This is a genomic window from Devosia sp. 63-57 (genome assembly GCF_001899045.1).
GTDB lineage: Bacteria > Pseudomonadota > Alphaproteobacteria > Rhizobiales > Devosiaceae > Devosia > Devosia equisanguinis.
The window spans coordinates 1,132,357-1,144,392 of the sequence record NZ_MKUY01000005.1 but is presented as its reverse complement, the minus strand read 5'-3'; the positions used below and the strand labels follow the sequence as shown (position 1 = coordinate 1,144,392).

Annotated in this window: 15 protein-coding genes; 12 read left to right on the top strand and 3 right to left on the bottom strand. The window is 61.2% G+C overall.

From position 1 onward, the window contains the following. The first annotated feature begins 4 nt into the window (after positions 1 to 4). The 4 genes from BGO80_RS13775 to yacG all read left to right on the top strand — a co-directional run bounded on the left by BGO80_RS13775 (position 5) and on the right by yacG (position 1,603). Positions 5 to 484, top strand: coding sequence for an arsenate reductase/protein-tyrosine-phosphatase family protein (locus BGO80_RS13775; RefSeq protein ID WP_223214087.1), 480 nt, complete (start codon positions 5 to 7; stop codon positions 482 to 484). A gap of 76 nt (positions 485 to 560) precedes the next feature. Next, on the top strand, positions 561 to 779 hold the full coding sequence (gene infA, locus BGO80_RS13770; RefSeq protein WP_046103343.1) for a translation initiation factor IF-1: 219 nt from the start codon (positions 561 to 563) through the stop codon (positions 777 to 779). A 9-nt stretch (positions 780 to 788) separates the two neighbouring features. Further along, positions 789 to 1,427 (top strand): Maf-like protein, encoded by a 639-nt coding sequence (locus BGO80_RS13765; protein WP_126149187.1) that lies wholly within the window; start codon positions 789 to 791, stop codon positions 1,425 to 1,427. Continuing rightward, positions 1,427 to 1,603 (top strand): DNA gyrase inhibitor YacG, encoded by a 177-nt coding sequence (gene yacG / locus BGO80_RS13760; RefSeq protein ID WP_126149186.1) that lies wholly within the window; start codon positions 1,427 to 1,429, stop codon positions 1,601 to 1,603. Before BGO80_RS13765 ends, yacG begins: the two co-directional genes overlap by 1 nt. 9 nt (positions 1,604 to 1,612) lie before the next feature. On the opposite strand, the gene BGO80_RS13755 is transcribed toward yacG, so the two are convergent. The 3 genes from BGO80_RS13755 to BGO80_RS13745 all read right to left on the bottom strand — a co-directional run bounded on the left by BGO80_RS13755 (position 1,613) and on the right by BGO80_RS13745 (position 3,327). Next, entirely contained in the window at positions 1,613 to 2,191 is a 579-nt protein-coding gene (locus BGO80_RS13755; protein ID WP_286721924.1) for a TadE/TadG family type IV pilus assembly protein, read from the bottom strand. Next, complete coding sequence (locus BGO80_RS13750) at positions 2,191 to 2,691, bottom strand: TadE/TadG family type IV pilus assembly protein (RefSeq protein ID WP_286721923.1); 501 nt, start codon at positions 2,689 to 2,691, stop codon at positions 2,191 to 2,193. The genes BGO80_RS13755 and BGO80_RS13750 overlap by 1 nt, the downstream gene beginning before the upstream one ends. Before the next feature lie 186 nt (positions 2,692 to 2,877). Next, positions 2,878 to 3,327 carry a pilus assembly protein N-terminal domain-containing protein gene (locus BGO80_RS13745; protein ID WP_286721922.1) on the bottom strand — a complete coding sequence of 150 codons (450 nt, stop codon included), beginning with the start codon at positions 3,325 to 3,327 and terminating at the stop codon, positions 2,878 to 2,880. Positions 3,328 to 3,714: 387 nt separating this feature from the next. On the opposite strand from BGO80_RS13745, the gene BGO80_RS13740 reads away from it, so the two are divergent. The 8 genes from BGO80_RS13740 (at position 3,715) to BGO80_RS13705 (ending at position 12,008) form a co-directional block, all read left to right on the top strand. Next, a complete protein-coding gene (locus BGO80_RS13740; RefSeq protein ID WP_286721921.1) occupies positions 3,715 to 3,921 on the top strand; it encodes a Flp family type IVb pilin in 207 nt (68 codons plus the stop codon). 122 nt (positions 3,922 to 4,043) lie between these two features. Next, positions 4,044 to 4,544: an A24 family peptidase gene (locus tag BGO80_RS13735; protein ID WP_126149181.1), complete on the top strand. Its 501-nt coding sequence runs from the start codon at positions 4,044 to 4,046 to the stop codon at positions 4,542 to 4,544. A gap of 239 nt (positions 4,545 to 4,783) precedes the next feature. Further along, positions 4,784 to 5,719 (top strand): Flp pilus assembly protein CpaB, encoded by a 936-nt coding sequence (cpaB, locus tag BGO80_RS13730; RefSeq protein WP_286721920.1) that lies wholly within the window; start codon positions 4,784 to 4,786, stop codon positions 5,717 to 5,719. Positions 5,720 to 5,734: 15 nt separating this feature from the next. Then, positions 5,735 to 7,141, top strand: coding sequence for a type II and III secretion system protein family protein (locus tag BGO80_RS13725; RefSeq protein ID WP_286721919.1), 1,407 nt, complete (start codon positions 5,735 to 5,737; stop codon positions 7,139 to 7,141). Between the two features lie 34 nt (positions 7,142 to 7,175). Continuing rightward, positions 7,176 to 8,453 (top strand): CpaE/TadZ family protein, encoded by a 1,278-nt coding sequence (locus BGO80_RS13720; RefSeq protein ID WP_286721918.1) that lies wholly within the window; start codon positions 7,176 to 7,178, stop codon positions 8,451 to 8,453. A 35-nt stretch (positions 8,454 to 8,488) separates the two neighbouring features. Next, entirely contained in the window at positions 8,489 to 9,991 is a 1,503-nt protein-coding gene (locus tag BGO80_RS13715) for a TadA family conjugal transfer-associated ATPase (RefSeq protein ID WP_286721917.1), read from the top strand. A gap of 2 nt (positions 9,992 to 9,993) precedes the next feature. Further along, a complete protein-coding gene (locus BGO80_RS13710) occupies positions 9,994 to 10,968 on the top strand; it encodes a type II secretion system F family protein (RefSeq protein ID WP_126149176.1) in 975 nt (324 codons plus the stop codon). A gap of 29 nt (positions 10,969 to 10,997) precedes the next feature. Beyond that, complete coding sequence (locus tag BGO80_RS13705) at positions 10,998 to 12,008, top strand: type II secretion system F family protein (RefSeq protein ID WP_126149175.1); 1,011 nt, start codon at positions 10,998 to 11,000, stop codon at positions 12,006 to 12,008. Positions 12,009 to 12,036: the final 28 nt, after the last annotated feature.

Sequence of the window (12,036 nt, the reverse complement as noted above, 5' to 3'; positions counted from 1 at the left end):
CGCGGTGCAGCCCTATGCCAGCCGCATCGACGAGGCGACCAGCGAACTGCCCACTGTGCTGTTCGTTTGCTCGATGAACTCGGTGCGCTCCCCCATTGCCGCAGCGCTGGCGCGCCAGGCTTTCCCGGGCCGCGTCATTGCCCGCTCGGTGGGCGTAAATGGCGGCAAGGCCGATGGTTTCGTGCATGAGGTGATGGAAGAGATTGGCATTGATATGTCGATCCACACGCCCCATATCCTCGACGAGCTGGTTGCCAACCATTTCGATCTCGTCATCACCCTTTCCGACGACGCCCCCGAGGCCGTCGAACGCAAGGGGCTCGAGGCCGGCGCCATCGAGCATTGGAAGGTCGAAGATCCGTCCCTTGTCGAGGGCAGTCGCGAGCTGGTTCTCAACGCTTATCGCGAGCTTCGGGACGGTTTGAGACGGCGTGTGCGCGAGCGTTTGGAACCCTTGGTTTCCGGTGGTTCACAAACCGGTTGATTTGCAGTAGGTTCCGCCCAAATTTACGGCCCTGCCCGCCTTTTCTGCGCGGCTCGGGGCCTTCCCAGGAGAAAGTATGGCCAAGGAAGAAGTGCTCGAATTTCCGGGCGTGGTCACCGAATTGCTTCCCAACGCGACCTTTCGGGTCAAGCTGGAAAACGATCACGAGATTATCGCCCACACTGCCGGTCGCATGCGCAAGAACCGCATCCGCGTTCTCGCCGGCGACAAGGTGCTGTGCGAAATGACCCCTTACGACCTCACCAAGGGTCGCATCACCTATCGCTTCAAGTGATCTGAGCGCATGTCCAGCCGTCCCGACCTGATCCTGGCATCCGCCTCGCCGCGCCGGCTGGCCCTGCTGAACCAGGTGGGCGTGGAGCCGGAGCATCTGGTGCCGGCCCATGTGGACGAGACGCCGGAAAAGGGCGAGCTGCCCCGCAAATTGGCGCAGCGCCTCGCCGACCTCAAAGCCCTCACCGCCCAGCACAAGGCGCGCATTGCCGGCTTCGGCTCCAATGCGCTGGTTCTTGGTGCGGACACGGTGGTGGCCGTGGGTCGGCGCATCCTGCCCAAGGCCGAGACAATGGAGGAGGCGACCGATTGCCTGCGCCTGCTCTCTGGCCGTTCACATCGCGTTTATACTGGGGTCACACTCATTACCCCTTCGGGCGCGAAGCGGCAGCGCTTGGTCGAGACCCGCATCCGTTTCAAGCGCCTCTCCAATCGCGAGATGGAGGCCTATCTGGCCAGCGCCGAATGGCGCGACAAGGCCGGTGGCTACGCCATCCAGGGCATTGCCGGGGCATTTGTTGTAAAGATGTCAGGATCTTACACCGGTGTCGTCGGCCTGCCGCTCAACGAAGTCACCCAGCTTCTGGCCGGTGAAGGCTATCCCGTCCATTTCAACTGGCTCAACCAATCGAGCCATTCAGGCGTGTGATGAACACCCCTGCCGCCAAGAAATGTCCCATTTGCGGCAAGTCCGCAGTGGAGAAATTCAAGCCATTCTGCTCAAAACGCTGCGCCGACGTCGACCTCAACCGCTGGCTCAGCGGCAGCTACGCCATTCCCGCACGCGATGATGAGCCACAGGCAGACGGCGACGAAGAGATCTAGTCTCGCCGATTACGGCACAGTAATTATGCCACCGAAACGGGGCAGGTAAAAACCGGATCGGTAGAGATTGACCGGCTGGTCGAAGACGATCCCGTAGAGCGGAGTGTAGGAATAGGTCGCCTCCGCAGCAATCACCATATGCCCCTTGGCAATATCGATCATCGCTTGCGGCAGCGGATAGGCGCTGTCGCGCGGATATTGAGTGCCAACGGTATAGTCGCTTGCCCCTCCCACATATTCGCGCGACCAAGCGACCTTGGCTTCGCCGGAGCTGGAGACGGAGATGGCTGTTACGACCTGACGCACCTTGCTGGCGTCATAGGGGGTCATGATGCCGCTGGCGGCGCTGAAGAAATCGCGCATCTGGGCGCGAGTCAGACTGGTATTGGTACGTGAGACAAGGTCTCCCATCGATGAAGCGACGGATTGCACCTTGCGATCCATTGAGATCAGCGCACTCGCCTCCATGGTGCCGATATAGACCAGCAGCATGACCGGCAGGATCAGGGCAAATTCGACGGCAGCAGAGGCTTTTCTGGCACGCAGGAAGCGGGTGAACATGGCGAGCGTCTTGACAAACGGACGCATCAGAACGGCTCGTTCTGGAACACGGTCGCGGTCCCGATCAGGCGCCGGCCATCGCCAAGGTTGGACATGCCAAGCGCGCCAGCCTGCAGATAGACCGGATAGCGATAATGCACCTGCACCAGGACAATGCTGCGGGAGCCGCCGGGCTGCCACACCTGGGGTACCAGCCAGTCGCAGTTCTCCGTGCAGGTCGGGTCGACAGGCGGCACGACTGTAGCAGACTGAAAGTTCAGCACTTCGGTCACCTGCACATGCAGGCCCGAGCAATCGGCATAGAGATTGTAAAGCCGATCGCAGATGGACGCGCGGAAGGTGTCAATCGTCGTCGCCGCGTTGAACTGGCCGGTACGGATGTTGCGCGCAGCGTCATTGACGGCGCTTTCCAGCACCTGGCTGGCCAGAAAAATCACCGAAGTCTGCAGGATTCCGGCGACAATCAGAAAGAACGGAAAGGAGAGTAGCGCGAATTCGATTGCCGTCGCGCCATCCTCATTGCGCATGAAGCGGCGACGCCAGGCCCTGCCCGATCTTGCGGATTTGTTTATCAACCCTGTCGCCATGCCCCACGCGCCTCATCTGCCACAAACCTAGGTGGGCAGAGCTAATCATTGGTTAGAACGCGCCGAATTGGGGCAGTTTCGGCAGAGACAGTTGCCAGCCGGTTAAGTCATGCCCGAAGGTCCGGGTCAGTTGGCTGTCGATTGCACGAGCTGCGAGGAGGCCAGCGCAGTGCTGGAAAAGCCATTGTCGTCACCCATCATCACCAAGGGCTGGCAAACCGGCGCGCAGGCGATACTGGTGCGGCGCTGCCCCTGGTAAACGGTCGTCACTCCCGCCTGCATCTGCGCGACTTCAACCAGGGTGTCGGCAATCGGCTGGCCAGCGCTGTCGAGGATGATGAGATTGGTCTGGCCGTAACTCTTGCCGGTCAGGATCAGCGTCAGTGGATCCTGAATGGTGACGTCGGCAATTCCAGGGTTGCCGACGATAACAGTTGCCGCCGGCGCGCTGATGCGCAGCACGCGCGCCATATTGACGTTCACATTGATGGGGGCGCCATCCTGGGCAATGGCCGGTGCCGGTGACAGCGAGCCGGCCATGGCAAGACCGATAAGGGCGGCTATAAATCGAGACATGGCGACATTCCGGCAACTGATACGCAGGCCCCTACGATCTGCCAGAATGGTAAATACTTCGAAAACGAGCAATCCAAGTCCTCGGCACCGCCAAACCGGCAGGCACAGGTCCATATGAGTATCGCACCGAAGGCGCCAGCACAGTGGAAGCGCCCTATACTATATATGGACAAACTAAAGCCGCAAATGTTGCGGATAGCAATTGATAAAAGGCAACTCTTCTCATTAACCCATTGTCGACTATGAATAATGGGGAGCTCCATCGCGACCGGATCGGTGCGCCGATTAACGCTCTTTCAATAGGTCAGGGCTAGGGTTTGCTCATGTTCGTTGTGTGACGTGTCCGACATAGCCGTCACCCGAGAACGTGTAAAAAGGAGCCTGGGAATGAACATTTTCGCACGTTTCGCGCAGGACGAGTCGGGCGCGACCGCAATCGAGTACGGCCTGATCGCCGCACTTATCTCCGTTGGTATCATCGTCGCCGCACAGGCGCTGGGTGGTAATCTCGGCAGCCTGTTCAACGGCATTTCTGATGTGCTGGGTGACAGCGTAAACAACATGAATGGCACTACACCCGCACCTTCGCCGTAATTTATCCGGCAGTAGCCAAACATTTTCGAGGGGAGGCCACACGGCCTCCCTTTTTATTTTTGGGCTTTATTAATCGTGCTTTGGCAGGTTGGTAGAAGCCCAAGGTTTTCGAGACCACCACCATGTCCACGATCGCATTGCTGATCTTTCCGCTGCTGATGGCTTTCGCTGCGTCTTCCGATCTTCTGACCATGCGGATCTCCAACAAACTGGTGCTGTTGCTGGTCGCCAGCTTCTTCGTCGTTGCTATAGCCATCAACCTGCCGCTGCAGCAATTTGCCATGCATGTGCTGTGTGCGCTGGCGGTGCTGGCTGTGGCGTTCGGGCTGTTTGCTCTGGGCTGGATCGGCGGCGGTGACGCCAAGCTCGCGGCGGCGACCACCCTCTGGCTCGGCTTTGGGCTGGCCCTGCCCTATCTCGTCTACACAGCCCTGTTCGGCGGCGTCCTGACGCTGCTGATCCTGGTTTTGCGCCGCGTGCCACTCACCCCGTTTCTGGCGCGCTATCGCTGGCTCGAGCGGCTGCATGACAGCAAGCAGGGCATTCCCTATGGTATCGCCATGGCGGTCGCCGGGCTGATGACCTATTCGCATTCGGCCATCTTCCTCCACCTCACTGCCTGATCTTCGCAGCCCTTTCAGCGGGCTTTCAAGGGTCGTGCCATGCACGACCCTTTTGCATTTTGGCGTCACCTCATCAGTAAAACGACGAACAGCGGGCGTCTTCATTCGCAAAACGCAAGCATTCACAGTTCATTAACCTATCCTGAAAAGGAGCGATTAACTAAACTTTGACCCTTTCACTCCATAGTCGATCTGGTGGAACTGGGGCTGCATGGCCCGCGGACAACCGGAGTGTGGTCATGAAGCCGGCGCGTATTATCCTGTTGGTAATTGCCCTCGTGGCTGGCGGCCTTGCCGCTTTCCTCGTCACACGCGGCAATCGCGCACCGGCACCACAGCAGGTCGTTACCCAGGTCGTTCCCGAAGCCAGGACCCAGGTGCTGGTGGCCAAGGGGCCAATCGGCATTGGTGAGCGTCTCACCACGAATTCGGTCGAATGGCAGGACTGGCCGGAAGGCGCGCTGCGTCCCGAATATGTCACCATTGCCGCCATGCCCGAAGCGCCATCTGAGCTGACCGGTTCGGTGGTGCGCTTCGAATTTTTCCCAGGCGAGCCGATCCGTGCCGCCAAGCTGGTCAATGCCGACCAGGGCTATCTCTCGGCCGTCCTTTCGTCTGGCATGCGCGGCGTCTCGGTGGGCGTGACGGCCGTGTCCAGCGCCGGCGGCTTCGTGGTACCGAACGACCATGTGGACGTGGTGCTGACCACCTCGACCAATATGGGGCAGCGCTCCGAAGTCATCCTGTCCAATGTGCGCGTTCTCGCTATCGGCAAGCGCCTGGGCGAAATGGGCGCCAGCGGCGGGAGCGAGCAATCGGAGAATGGCGCCCCGGTGCCGGTAACCTTCGACAAGAACACCATTGCCACTCTCGAGCTCGATCCGGCCCAGGCCGAAACCTTGATCAACGCCTCGATGCGTGGCCAACTCAGCCTGACGCTGCGCGCGGTAACCGACTTCAACCGCCCTGATATGGGGCGCCCCACAACGGCCAACCAGGCCGTGCGCCTGATCCGCTTCGGCAAGGAACAGTCAGTGATGGCCGGCGCCGGAGCTGGCGGCACCATGCCCGACCAGCAGCAGTTTGCGGCCGACTATTCGTCCGATAGCGACTACGTGTCGTCGGATCCCGAGATTCAGATGGCGCCCGAGGCGCCCCAGGTCCTCCCGCAGTAGGGGGCGGAGATGCAGATGCGCAAGTCCATGACCATGCCGAAATCCTTTTTCCGCCGCACCCTTGGTGCCACGCTGGTGGGCGCAATGCTGGCCACTGCAGCGCCGGGCCTGCCGCTTGTGGCACAGGAAGCGCAGATCGCCATCGCGGCTGGCGCTTATGGCGCGACCCGCAAGGTGGAGGTGCAGCTCAACAAATCCATGATCGTCGACCTGCCCGCAGGGGTGGCCGAAGTGATCGTGTCGCAGCCCGACCTTGCGGCTGCGATCATGCGGACCAGGACGCGTGCCATCATCCAGGGCGTGCGCGGTGGCGACACCAATATCCTGTTCATCGACGATGCCGGCCGCACCATCCAGGTGCTGGACGTGCGGGTGATGGAAGAACCCTCCCAGGTCGGCAGCGCACTCGAAGCAGCCTTGGCCCGGGTCATTCCCGGATCGCACATCAAGGTGGAGTCCGTCACCTTGGGGGGATCGACCAATCGTGTCGTACTGACCGGTTCTGTGCTCTCCACCGAGGACAAGGACCGCGCCGTAGCGGTGGCGGTGCAGTTCGCAGGCTCTGCAGAGAACGTCGCCAGCATTATCGATGTGTCAGGGCCGCAGCAGGTGATGCTGCAAGTCACCGTCTCGGAAATCCGCCGCGACGTGGCCAAGCAGCTAGGCATCAACCTTTCGGGCAGCGCCACGATCGGCAATGTGAGCCTGGGCTTCAACAGCACGCAGGCCACTGGCTCCGGCTGGGGCGGCGACAATGCCACCGGCGGCTTCCCTATCGGCAATGTGCAGATCAACGCCGCCATCAAGGCGCTCGAGACGCGGGGCGCCGTGCACGTGCTGGCGCAGCCGACGTTGACGGCTATGTCCGGAAAGTCTGCTGATTTCCTGGCCGGCGGTGAATTGCCCTACAACACTGTCGTCGACAATGTCCGGCAGACGACGTGGAAGCCCTATGGCGTGGAACTCAAGTTCACCCCTCAGGTGCGTTCCAATGGCACGATCGGGCTCGAGGTCAATACCGCGGTCTCCGAGCCGCAAACCGATGGCTCGATCAACAAGCGCCAAGCCGTCACCTCGGTAGAGCTGGGCGTCGGCCAGACCCTGGCCATTGGCGGCCTGCTGGATCGACGCACCACCGGCGATATCAGCCAGATGCCGGTGCTGGGCAATATCCCGATACTGGGCGCCCTGTTCCGCTCGCGCCAGTACCAGAATTTCGAGACCGAGCTGGTTATTCTGGTAACCCCCTATTTCGTCTCGCCTACCCCTGCCAACACCGTCGCCGTTCCGACCGATTTCAGCGTGCCCGCCACGGATGCGGAAGGCATTTTTCTTGGTGCTCTCGAGCGGCGCTATGGCGTCGTCGGCGGCGGCGAGATGCGTGGCGGCTTCAACGGTTCAGTCGGCTTCGTGCTCGACTAAGCCCTGACCCGCACCACGCCAGGAGTTCAGACCAATGAGTTTCCTCACCCCATCCGTCACCCCCAAGGCAGAAGAGCCGGCAGCCGAGATCGCCGCCGGCGCCCGGCTGGTGCCGCGCATCACCATCCAGGCATTCTGCGAGCATTCCCAGACCGCCCAGATGGTGGAAAGCGCGCTGCATGACCGGCGCATGTCCAAGGTGGCGCTCACCACCCATAATGGCGGGATTGAAGGGGCGGTGGAGACTTACAAGTCCAACCCCACCCCCAATCTGATCATCGTCGAAACCTCGCTGCCGCCCGAAGCCATTCCGCAGGCGCTGCAAAGCCTCGCCGAGGTCTGCGACGCCTCGACCAGAGTGATCGTCCTCGGCCACTTCAACGACGTGACGCTCTATCGCGAGCTGATCCGCTCGGGCATTTCCGAATATATCGTGCTGCCGGCCTCGCCGCAGCTGATCGTCACGGCCATCACCGAGCTCTATGCGGCCGAAGGCGCTGCCCCCATCGGGCGGACCATCGGCTTCATCTCGGCCAAGGGTGGTGCCGGCGGCTCCACAATCACGCACAATGTAGCCTGGTCCATTGCAACGACATTGCGCCAGGACTGCTTGATCCTCGACATGGACCTGCCTTTCGGCACGGCCGGCCTCAACTTCAATCAGGACCCGCCGCACGGACTGGCCGATGCACTGCTGGCCAACCAGAAGGTGGACCAGACCATGCTGGACCGCCTGATGAGCAAGGCGGCCAACCACATCAACCTGCTGACCGCGCCCGCAACGCTTGATCGATCCTGGGATTTCGAAGAGCGCTCCTTCGAGCAGATCATCGAGATCTGCCAGAAATCGGTGCCCGTGATTCTGCTGGACATCCCACATGTGTGGAGTGGCTGGACGCGGCACACGCTCGCCGCCATCGATGAGGTGGTGATCGTGGCCGAACCCGACCTGGCCAATCTGCGCAATGCCAAAAACCTCGCCGACACCATCAAGGCGCTGCGTCCCACCGAAAAAGCCGTGAGTCTGGTGATCAACAAGCATGGCGTGCCCCGCCGGCCCGAGATCAATCCGAGCGAGTTTGCCAGCTCGGTGGAATGCGCGCTGATCGGCCAGATCGGCTTCGATGCAGCCTTGTTCGGCACTGCCGCCAATAATGGCCAGATGATCGCCGAGGTCTCGGCAAACAACAAGGCCAACGAGATCTACCGCGCCATCGGCATGCATGTCACCGGGCGGCAGGCCTCACACAGCGCCAGCAAAGCGACAAGCCTGCTGACCACCCTGCCCGCTTTGTTCAAGAAGCGGGCCTGAGACGCCACCGGCACTGACGGACCAAGGACGGAACCATGTTTGGCAAGCGCACAACATTCGGGGGCAATACCCCTGGGGTCGGAGAAGTCCCCAGGCCCATCGCCAGCCCTCCGCCTTCGACGACCGCTGCCGCCACTTCTGCCCCTATCCGCAGGGCGAGCGACACCGATGGCATCGGTGCGCGTGGCCGCACCACCGACGAGGTGCTCGACGTCCGCGCACCGGTGGACGCCGCACGTGACCAGAACTATTTCCAGACCAAGTCGGCCATTTTCAACGCGCTGATCGATTCCATCGACCTCAGCCAGCTGGCCACGATGGAAAGCCAGGCGGCGCGGGAGGAAATCCGCGACATCGTCGCCGAGATCATCGCGCTCAAGTCCATCGTCATGTCGATCTCCGAGCAGGAGGACTTGCTCGAGGATATCTGTAACGACGTGCTGGGCTATGGCCCGCTGGAGCCGCTGCTGGCGCGCGACGACATCGCCGACATCATGGTGAACGGGTCGCAGAAGTGCTATATCGAAGTGGCCGGCAAGGTGCGCCTCACCAATGTGCGCTTCCGCGACGACGCCCATTTGATGAATGTGTGCCAGCGCATCGTGAGCCAGGTCGGCCGTCGCGTCGATGAAGGTTCGCCCATCTGTGACGCCCGCCTGCCTGACGGCTCCCGCGTCAACGTCATCGCGCCGCCGCTCGCCATCGACGGCGCCGCACTCACCATCCGTAAGTTCAAAAAAGACAAGCTGACCCTGGGCCAGCTGGTCAAATACAATTCCATCTCGCCTGAAGGCGCGGAAGTGCTGCGCATCCTTGGCCGCGTACGGGCCAATGTGCTGATTTCGGGCGGCACCGGCTCGGGCAAGACGACGCTGCTCAATTGCCTCACAGCCTTCATCGAGAAGGACGAGCGGGTCATCACTTGCGAAGACTCCGCCGAACTTCAGTTGCAGCAGCCGCATGTGGTGCGCCTCGAAACCCGCCCGCCGAACCTTGAGGGCGAGGGCGAGATCACCATGCGCGATCTTATCAAGAACTGTCTGCGTATGCGGCCCGAACGCATCATTGTCGGCGAAGTGCGCGGCCCGGAGGCCTTCGACCTTCTCCAGGCCATGAATACCGGCCATGACGGATCGATGGGCACGCTGCACGCCAACTCACCGCGCGAGGCGCTGTCGCGTCTGGAATCGATGATCACCATGGGCGGCTATGCCCTGCCCAGCCGCACGATCCGCGAAATGGTCGTGTCGTCCATCGACGTCATCGTACAGGCGGCGCGCCTGCGCGACGGCTCCCGCCGCATTACCCACATCACCGAAGTGCTGGGCATGGAAGGCGATGTGATCGTGACCCAGGACGTGTTCGTCTACGACATCATGGGCGAGGATGCAGGTGGAATGCTGCTGGGCAAGCACCGCTCAACCGGTATCACCAAGCCGCAATTTACCGAGCGCGCCCGCTATTTCAACGAAGAGGCCAATCTGGTCGAGGCGCTGGAGAAAGCCAATACCGAACAGCACGAGCTTTTGGGGCGTTGAGCATGCAAACTCTCCTGCTGGCCCTGCTGTTCGCAGTCTTCATCGGCGCCCTGGGCTTTGCCCTGGTGCCATCGGCCCTCGGAAATAGCCGTGCCGATACACGGCGCAAGCTCTATCAGGGCGATATCAGTGCCGCCCGCCGCGGCCAGAACGCCGACCGCACCCGCGACCAGCGCCGCAAGACCGTGCAATTGGCGCTCAAGGCGCAGTCCGACGAACTCAATACCAAGAAGCGGCTGACGCTAACCGACCTGCTGTTCCAGGCCGGAATGACCATCACGCCTGCAACGTTCATCCGCAACAGCATAATCTTCGGCGGCGGCCTGTTCTTGATCCTGCTGGTTGTGCAGATACCCTATTATTTCGCCGCCATTTTCGCTGTTGCCGGCGCCTATCTGCTGCCGCGGCTCTATGTGAAACATAAGCGCAAGCGCTATCAGGACCGGTTTCTCGATGAACTGCCCAACGCCATCGAGGCGATCGTGCGCGGCATCAAGACCGGCCTGCCGCTCAACGATTCCATGCGCGTGGTGGCCAAGGACACCAAGGAACCGGTAAAATCCGAATTCGGCCGCGTGCTGGACCAGCAGAGCTTCGGCTTCTCGATGACCGAGGCGGTGCAGGTGCTGCTCGACCGCGTGCCGCTGCCGGAGGTCAATTTCTTCGTGGTGGTGATTTCGGTGCAGCAACAGGCCGGTGGCAATCTGTCCGAAGCACTGGGAAATCTGGCGCATGTGCTGCGCAATCGCAAGAAGATGAAGCAGAAGGTCAAGGCGATGTCGTCCGAGGCCAAGGCTTCGGCCGGTATCATTGGATCGCTGCCGATCGTAGTGGCCATCCTCGTTTCCGTCTTCTCGCCGGGCTACCTGCAGCCGTTGTTCACCACCCCCATCGGCATGCTCTGTCTGGGGATCGGAGGCATCATGCTCTCGCTTGGCATTTTCATCATGTATCGCATGGTCCAGTTCGAGATCTGATCGGTGTACGGGACCCAGGAGACGTTCACGTGAGCATTATCGATATGATCACCCAGCGCGATTTCCTGATCGCGATGCTGGCCGCCATTTCGGCGGGTGCGGTGGTTTTCACCTTCGGAACCTCGTTCATCGGCAAGCGAGAGGTGAAGGGCCGCATCAAGCGTGTGGCACTGGAACGGGACAAGATGCGCGCCGAGGAAATGGCGCGCCTGCGAGGTGGCACAGTTTCGGATTCGCGCAGTTCCATTCGCCGCGGCTCTGAGGCCAAGAGCTATATGAAGAACGCGGTCGAGCGGTTCGACCTCAAAAAGGCGTTTCAGGACGACACCACCATCGACAAGCTGGCCACGGCCGGCTTTCGTGGCCAGGGGCACCTGACGAGTTTCCTGTTCCAGCGCTTCGCCACGCCGCTGGCCATCTTCGCCGCCGTCGCCTTCTATCTGCTGTTCGTCTCGTCCGGCGATCGGCCGGTCTATCTCAACATCGTCTATGCCATTGGTGCGGGCCTGATCGGATCATACCTGCCGATCCTGATGTTGAAGAACTCCACACAGAAGCGGCAGGCCTCTATCCGGCGCTCCTGGCCGGATTGCCTCGACTTGCTGCTGCTTTGTGTCGAAGCCGGCATGTCGATGGAACACGCCTTCAAGCGGGTAGCCAAGGAAATCGGGACGCAAAGCGTTGAACTTGCCGAGGAACTGACGCTGACCACAGCCGAGTTGTCCTTTCTCGAAGACCGCACCCGCGCCTATGAAAATCTCGGTCGCCGCACCGGGCTCGACGGCGTCAGGGCGGTGATGACAGCGCTGATCCAGGCGGACCGCTACGGCACATCCGTGGGCCAGGCGCTGCGCGTCATGGCCGAAGAAGGTCGCGAAGCCCGCATGATGGAAGCCGAGAAGAAGGCAGCGGCCCTACCGCCCAAGCTGACGGTACCGTTGATCATTTTCTTCCTGCCGGTGCTGTTCATCGTCATCCTGTCGCCCGCCATGATCAAGGTGTTCGCAGGCAGCGTCGCCTCGACCATCAGCGGTGGCTGATGTAAAAATTGACACTCAACCTCAAGTT

What these genes read in the sequence shown, in the direction of transcription:
- BGO80_RS13745 (WP_286721922.1), bottom strand. Translation starts at nt 3,327, where the DNA reads ATGTCTCGATTTATAGCCGCCCTTATCGGTCTTGCCATGGCCGGCTCG.
- yacG (WP_126149186.1), top strand. Translation starts at nt 1,427, where the DNA reads ATGAACACCCCTGCCGCCAAGAAATGTCCCATTTGCGGCAAGTCCGCA.
- BGO80_RS13720 (WP_286721918.1), top strand. Translation starts at nt 7,176, where the DNA reads ATGAGTTTCCTCACCCCATCCGTCACCCCCAAGGCAGAAGAGCCGGCA.
- infA (WP_046103343.1), top strand. Translation starts at nt 561, where the DNA reads ATGGCCAAGGAAGAAGTGCTCGAATTTCCGGGCGTGGTCACCGAATTG.
- BGO80_RS13710 (WP_126149176.1), top strand. Translation starts at nt 9,994, where the DNA reads ATGCAAACTCTCCTGCTGGCCCTGCTGTTCGCAGTCTTCATCGGCGCC.
- BGO80_RS13755 (WP_286721924.1), bottom strand. Translation starts at nt 2,191, where the DNA reads ATGCGTCCGTTTGTCAAGACGCTCGCCATGTTCACCCGCTTCCTGCGT.
- BGO80_RS13725 (WP_286721919.1), top strand. Translation starts at nt 5,735, where the DNA reads ATGCGCAAGTCCATGACCATGCCGAAATCCTTTTTCCGCCGCACCCTT.
- BGO80_RS13750 (WP_286721923.1), bottom strand. Translation starts at nt 2,691, where the DNA reads ATGCGCAATGAGGATGGCGCGACGGCAATCGAATTCGCGCTACTCTCC.
- BGO80_RS13740 (WP_286721921.1), top strand. Translation starts at nt 3,715, where the DNA reads ATGAACATTTTCGCACGTTTCGCGCAGGACGAGTCGGGCGCGACCGCA.
- BGO80_RS13765 (WP_126149187.1), top strand. Translation starts at nt 789, where the DNA reads ATGTCCAGCCGTCCCGACCTGATCCTGGCATCCGCCTCGCCGCGCCGG.
- BGO80_RS13715 (WP_286721917.1), top strand. Translation starts at nt 8,489, where the DNA reads ATGTTTGGCAAGCGCACAACATTCGGGGGCAATACCCCTGGGGTCGGA.
- cpaB (WP_286721920.1), top strand. Translation starts at nt 4,784, where the DNA reads ATGAAGCCGGCGCGTATTATCCTGTTGGTAATTGCCCTCGTGGCTGGC.
- BGO80_RS13735 (WP_126149181.1), top strand. Translation starts at nt 4,044, where the DNA reads ATGTCCACGATCGCATTGCTGATCTTTCCGCTGCTGATGGCTTTCGCT.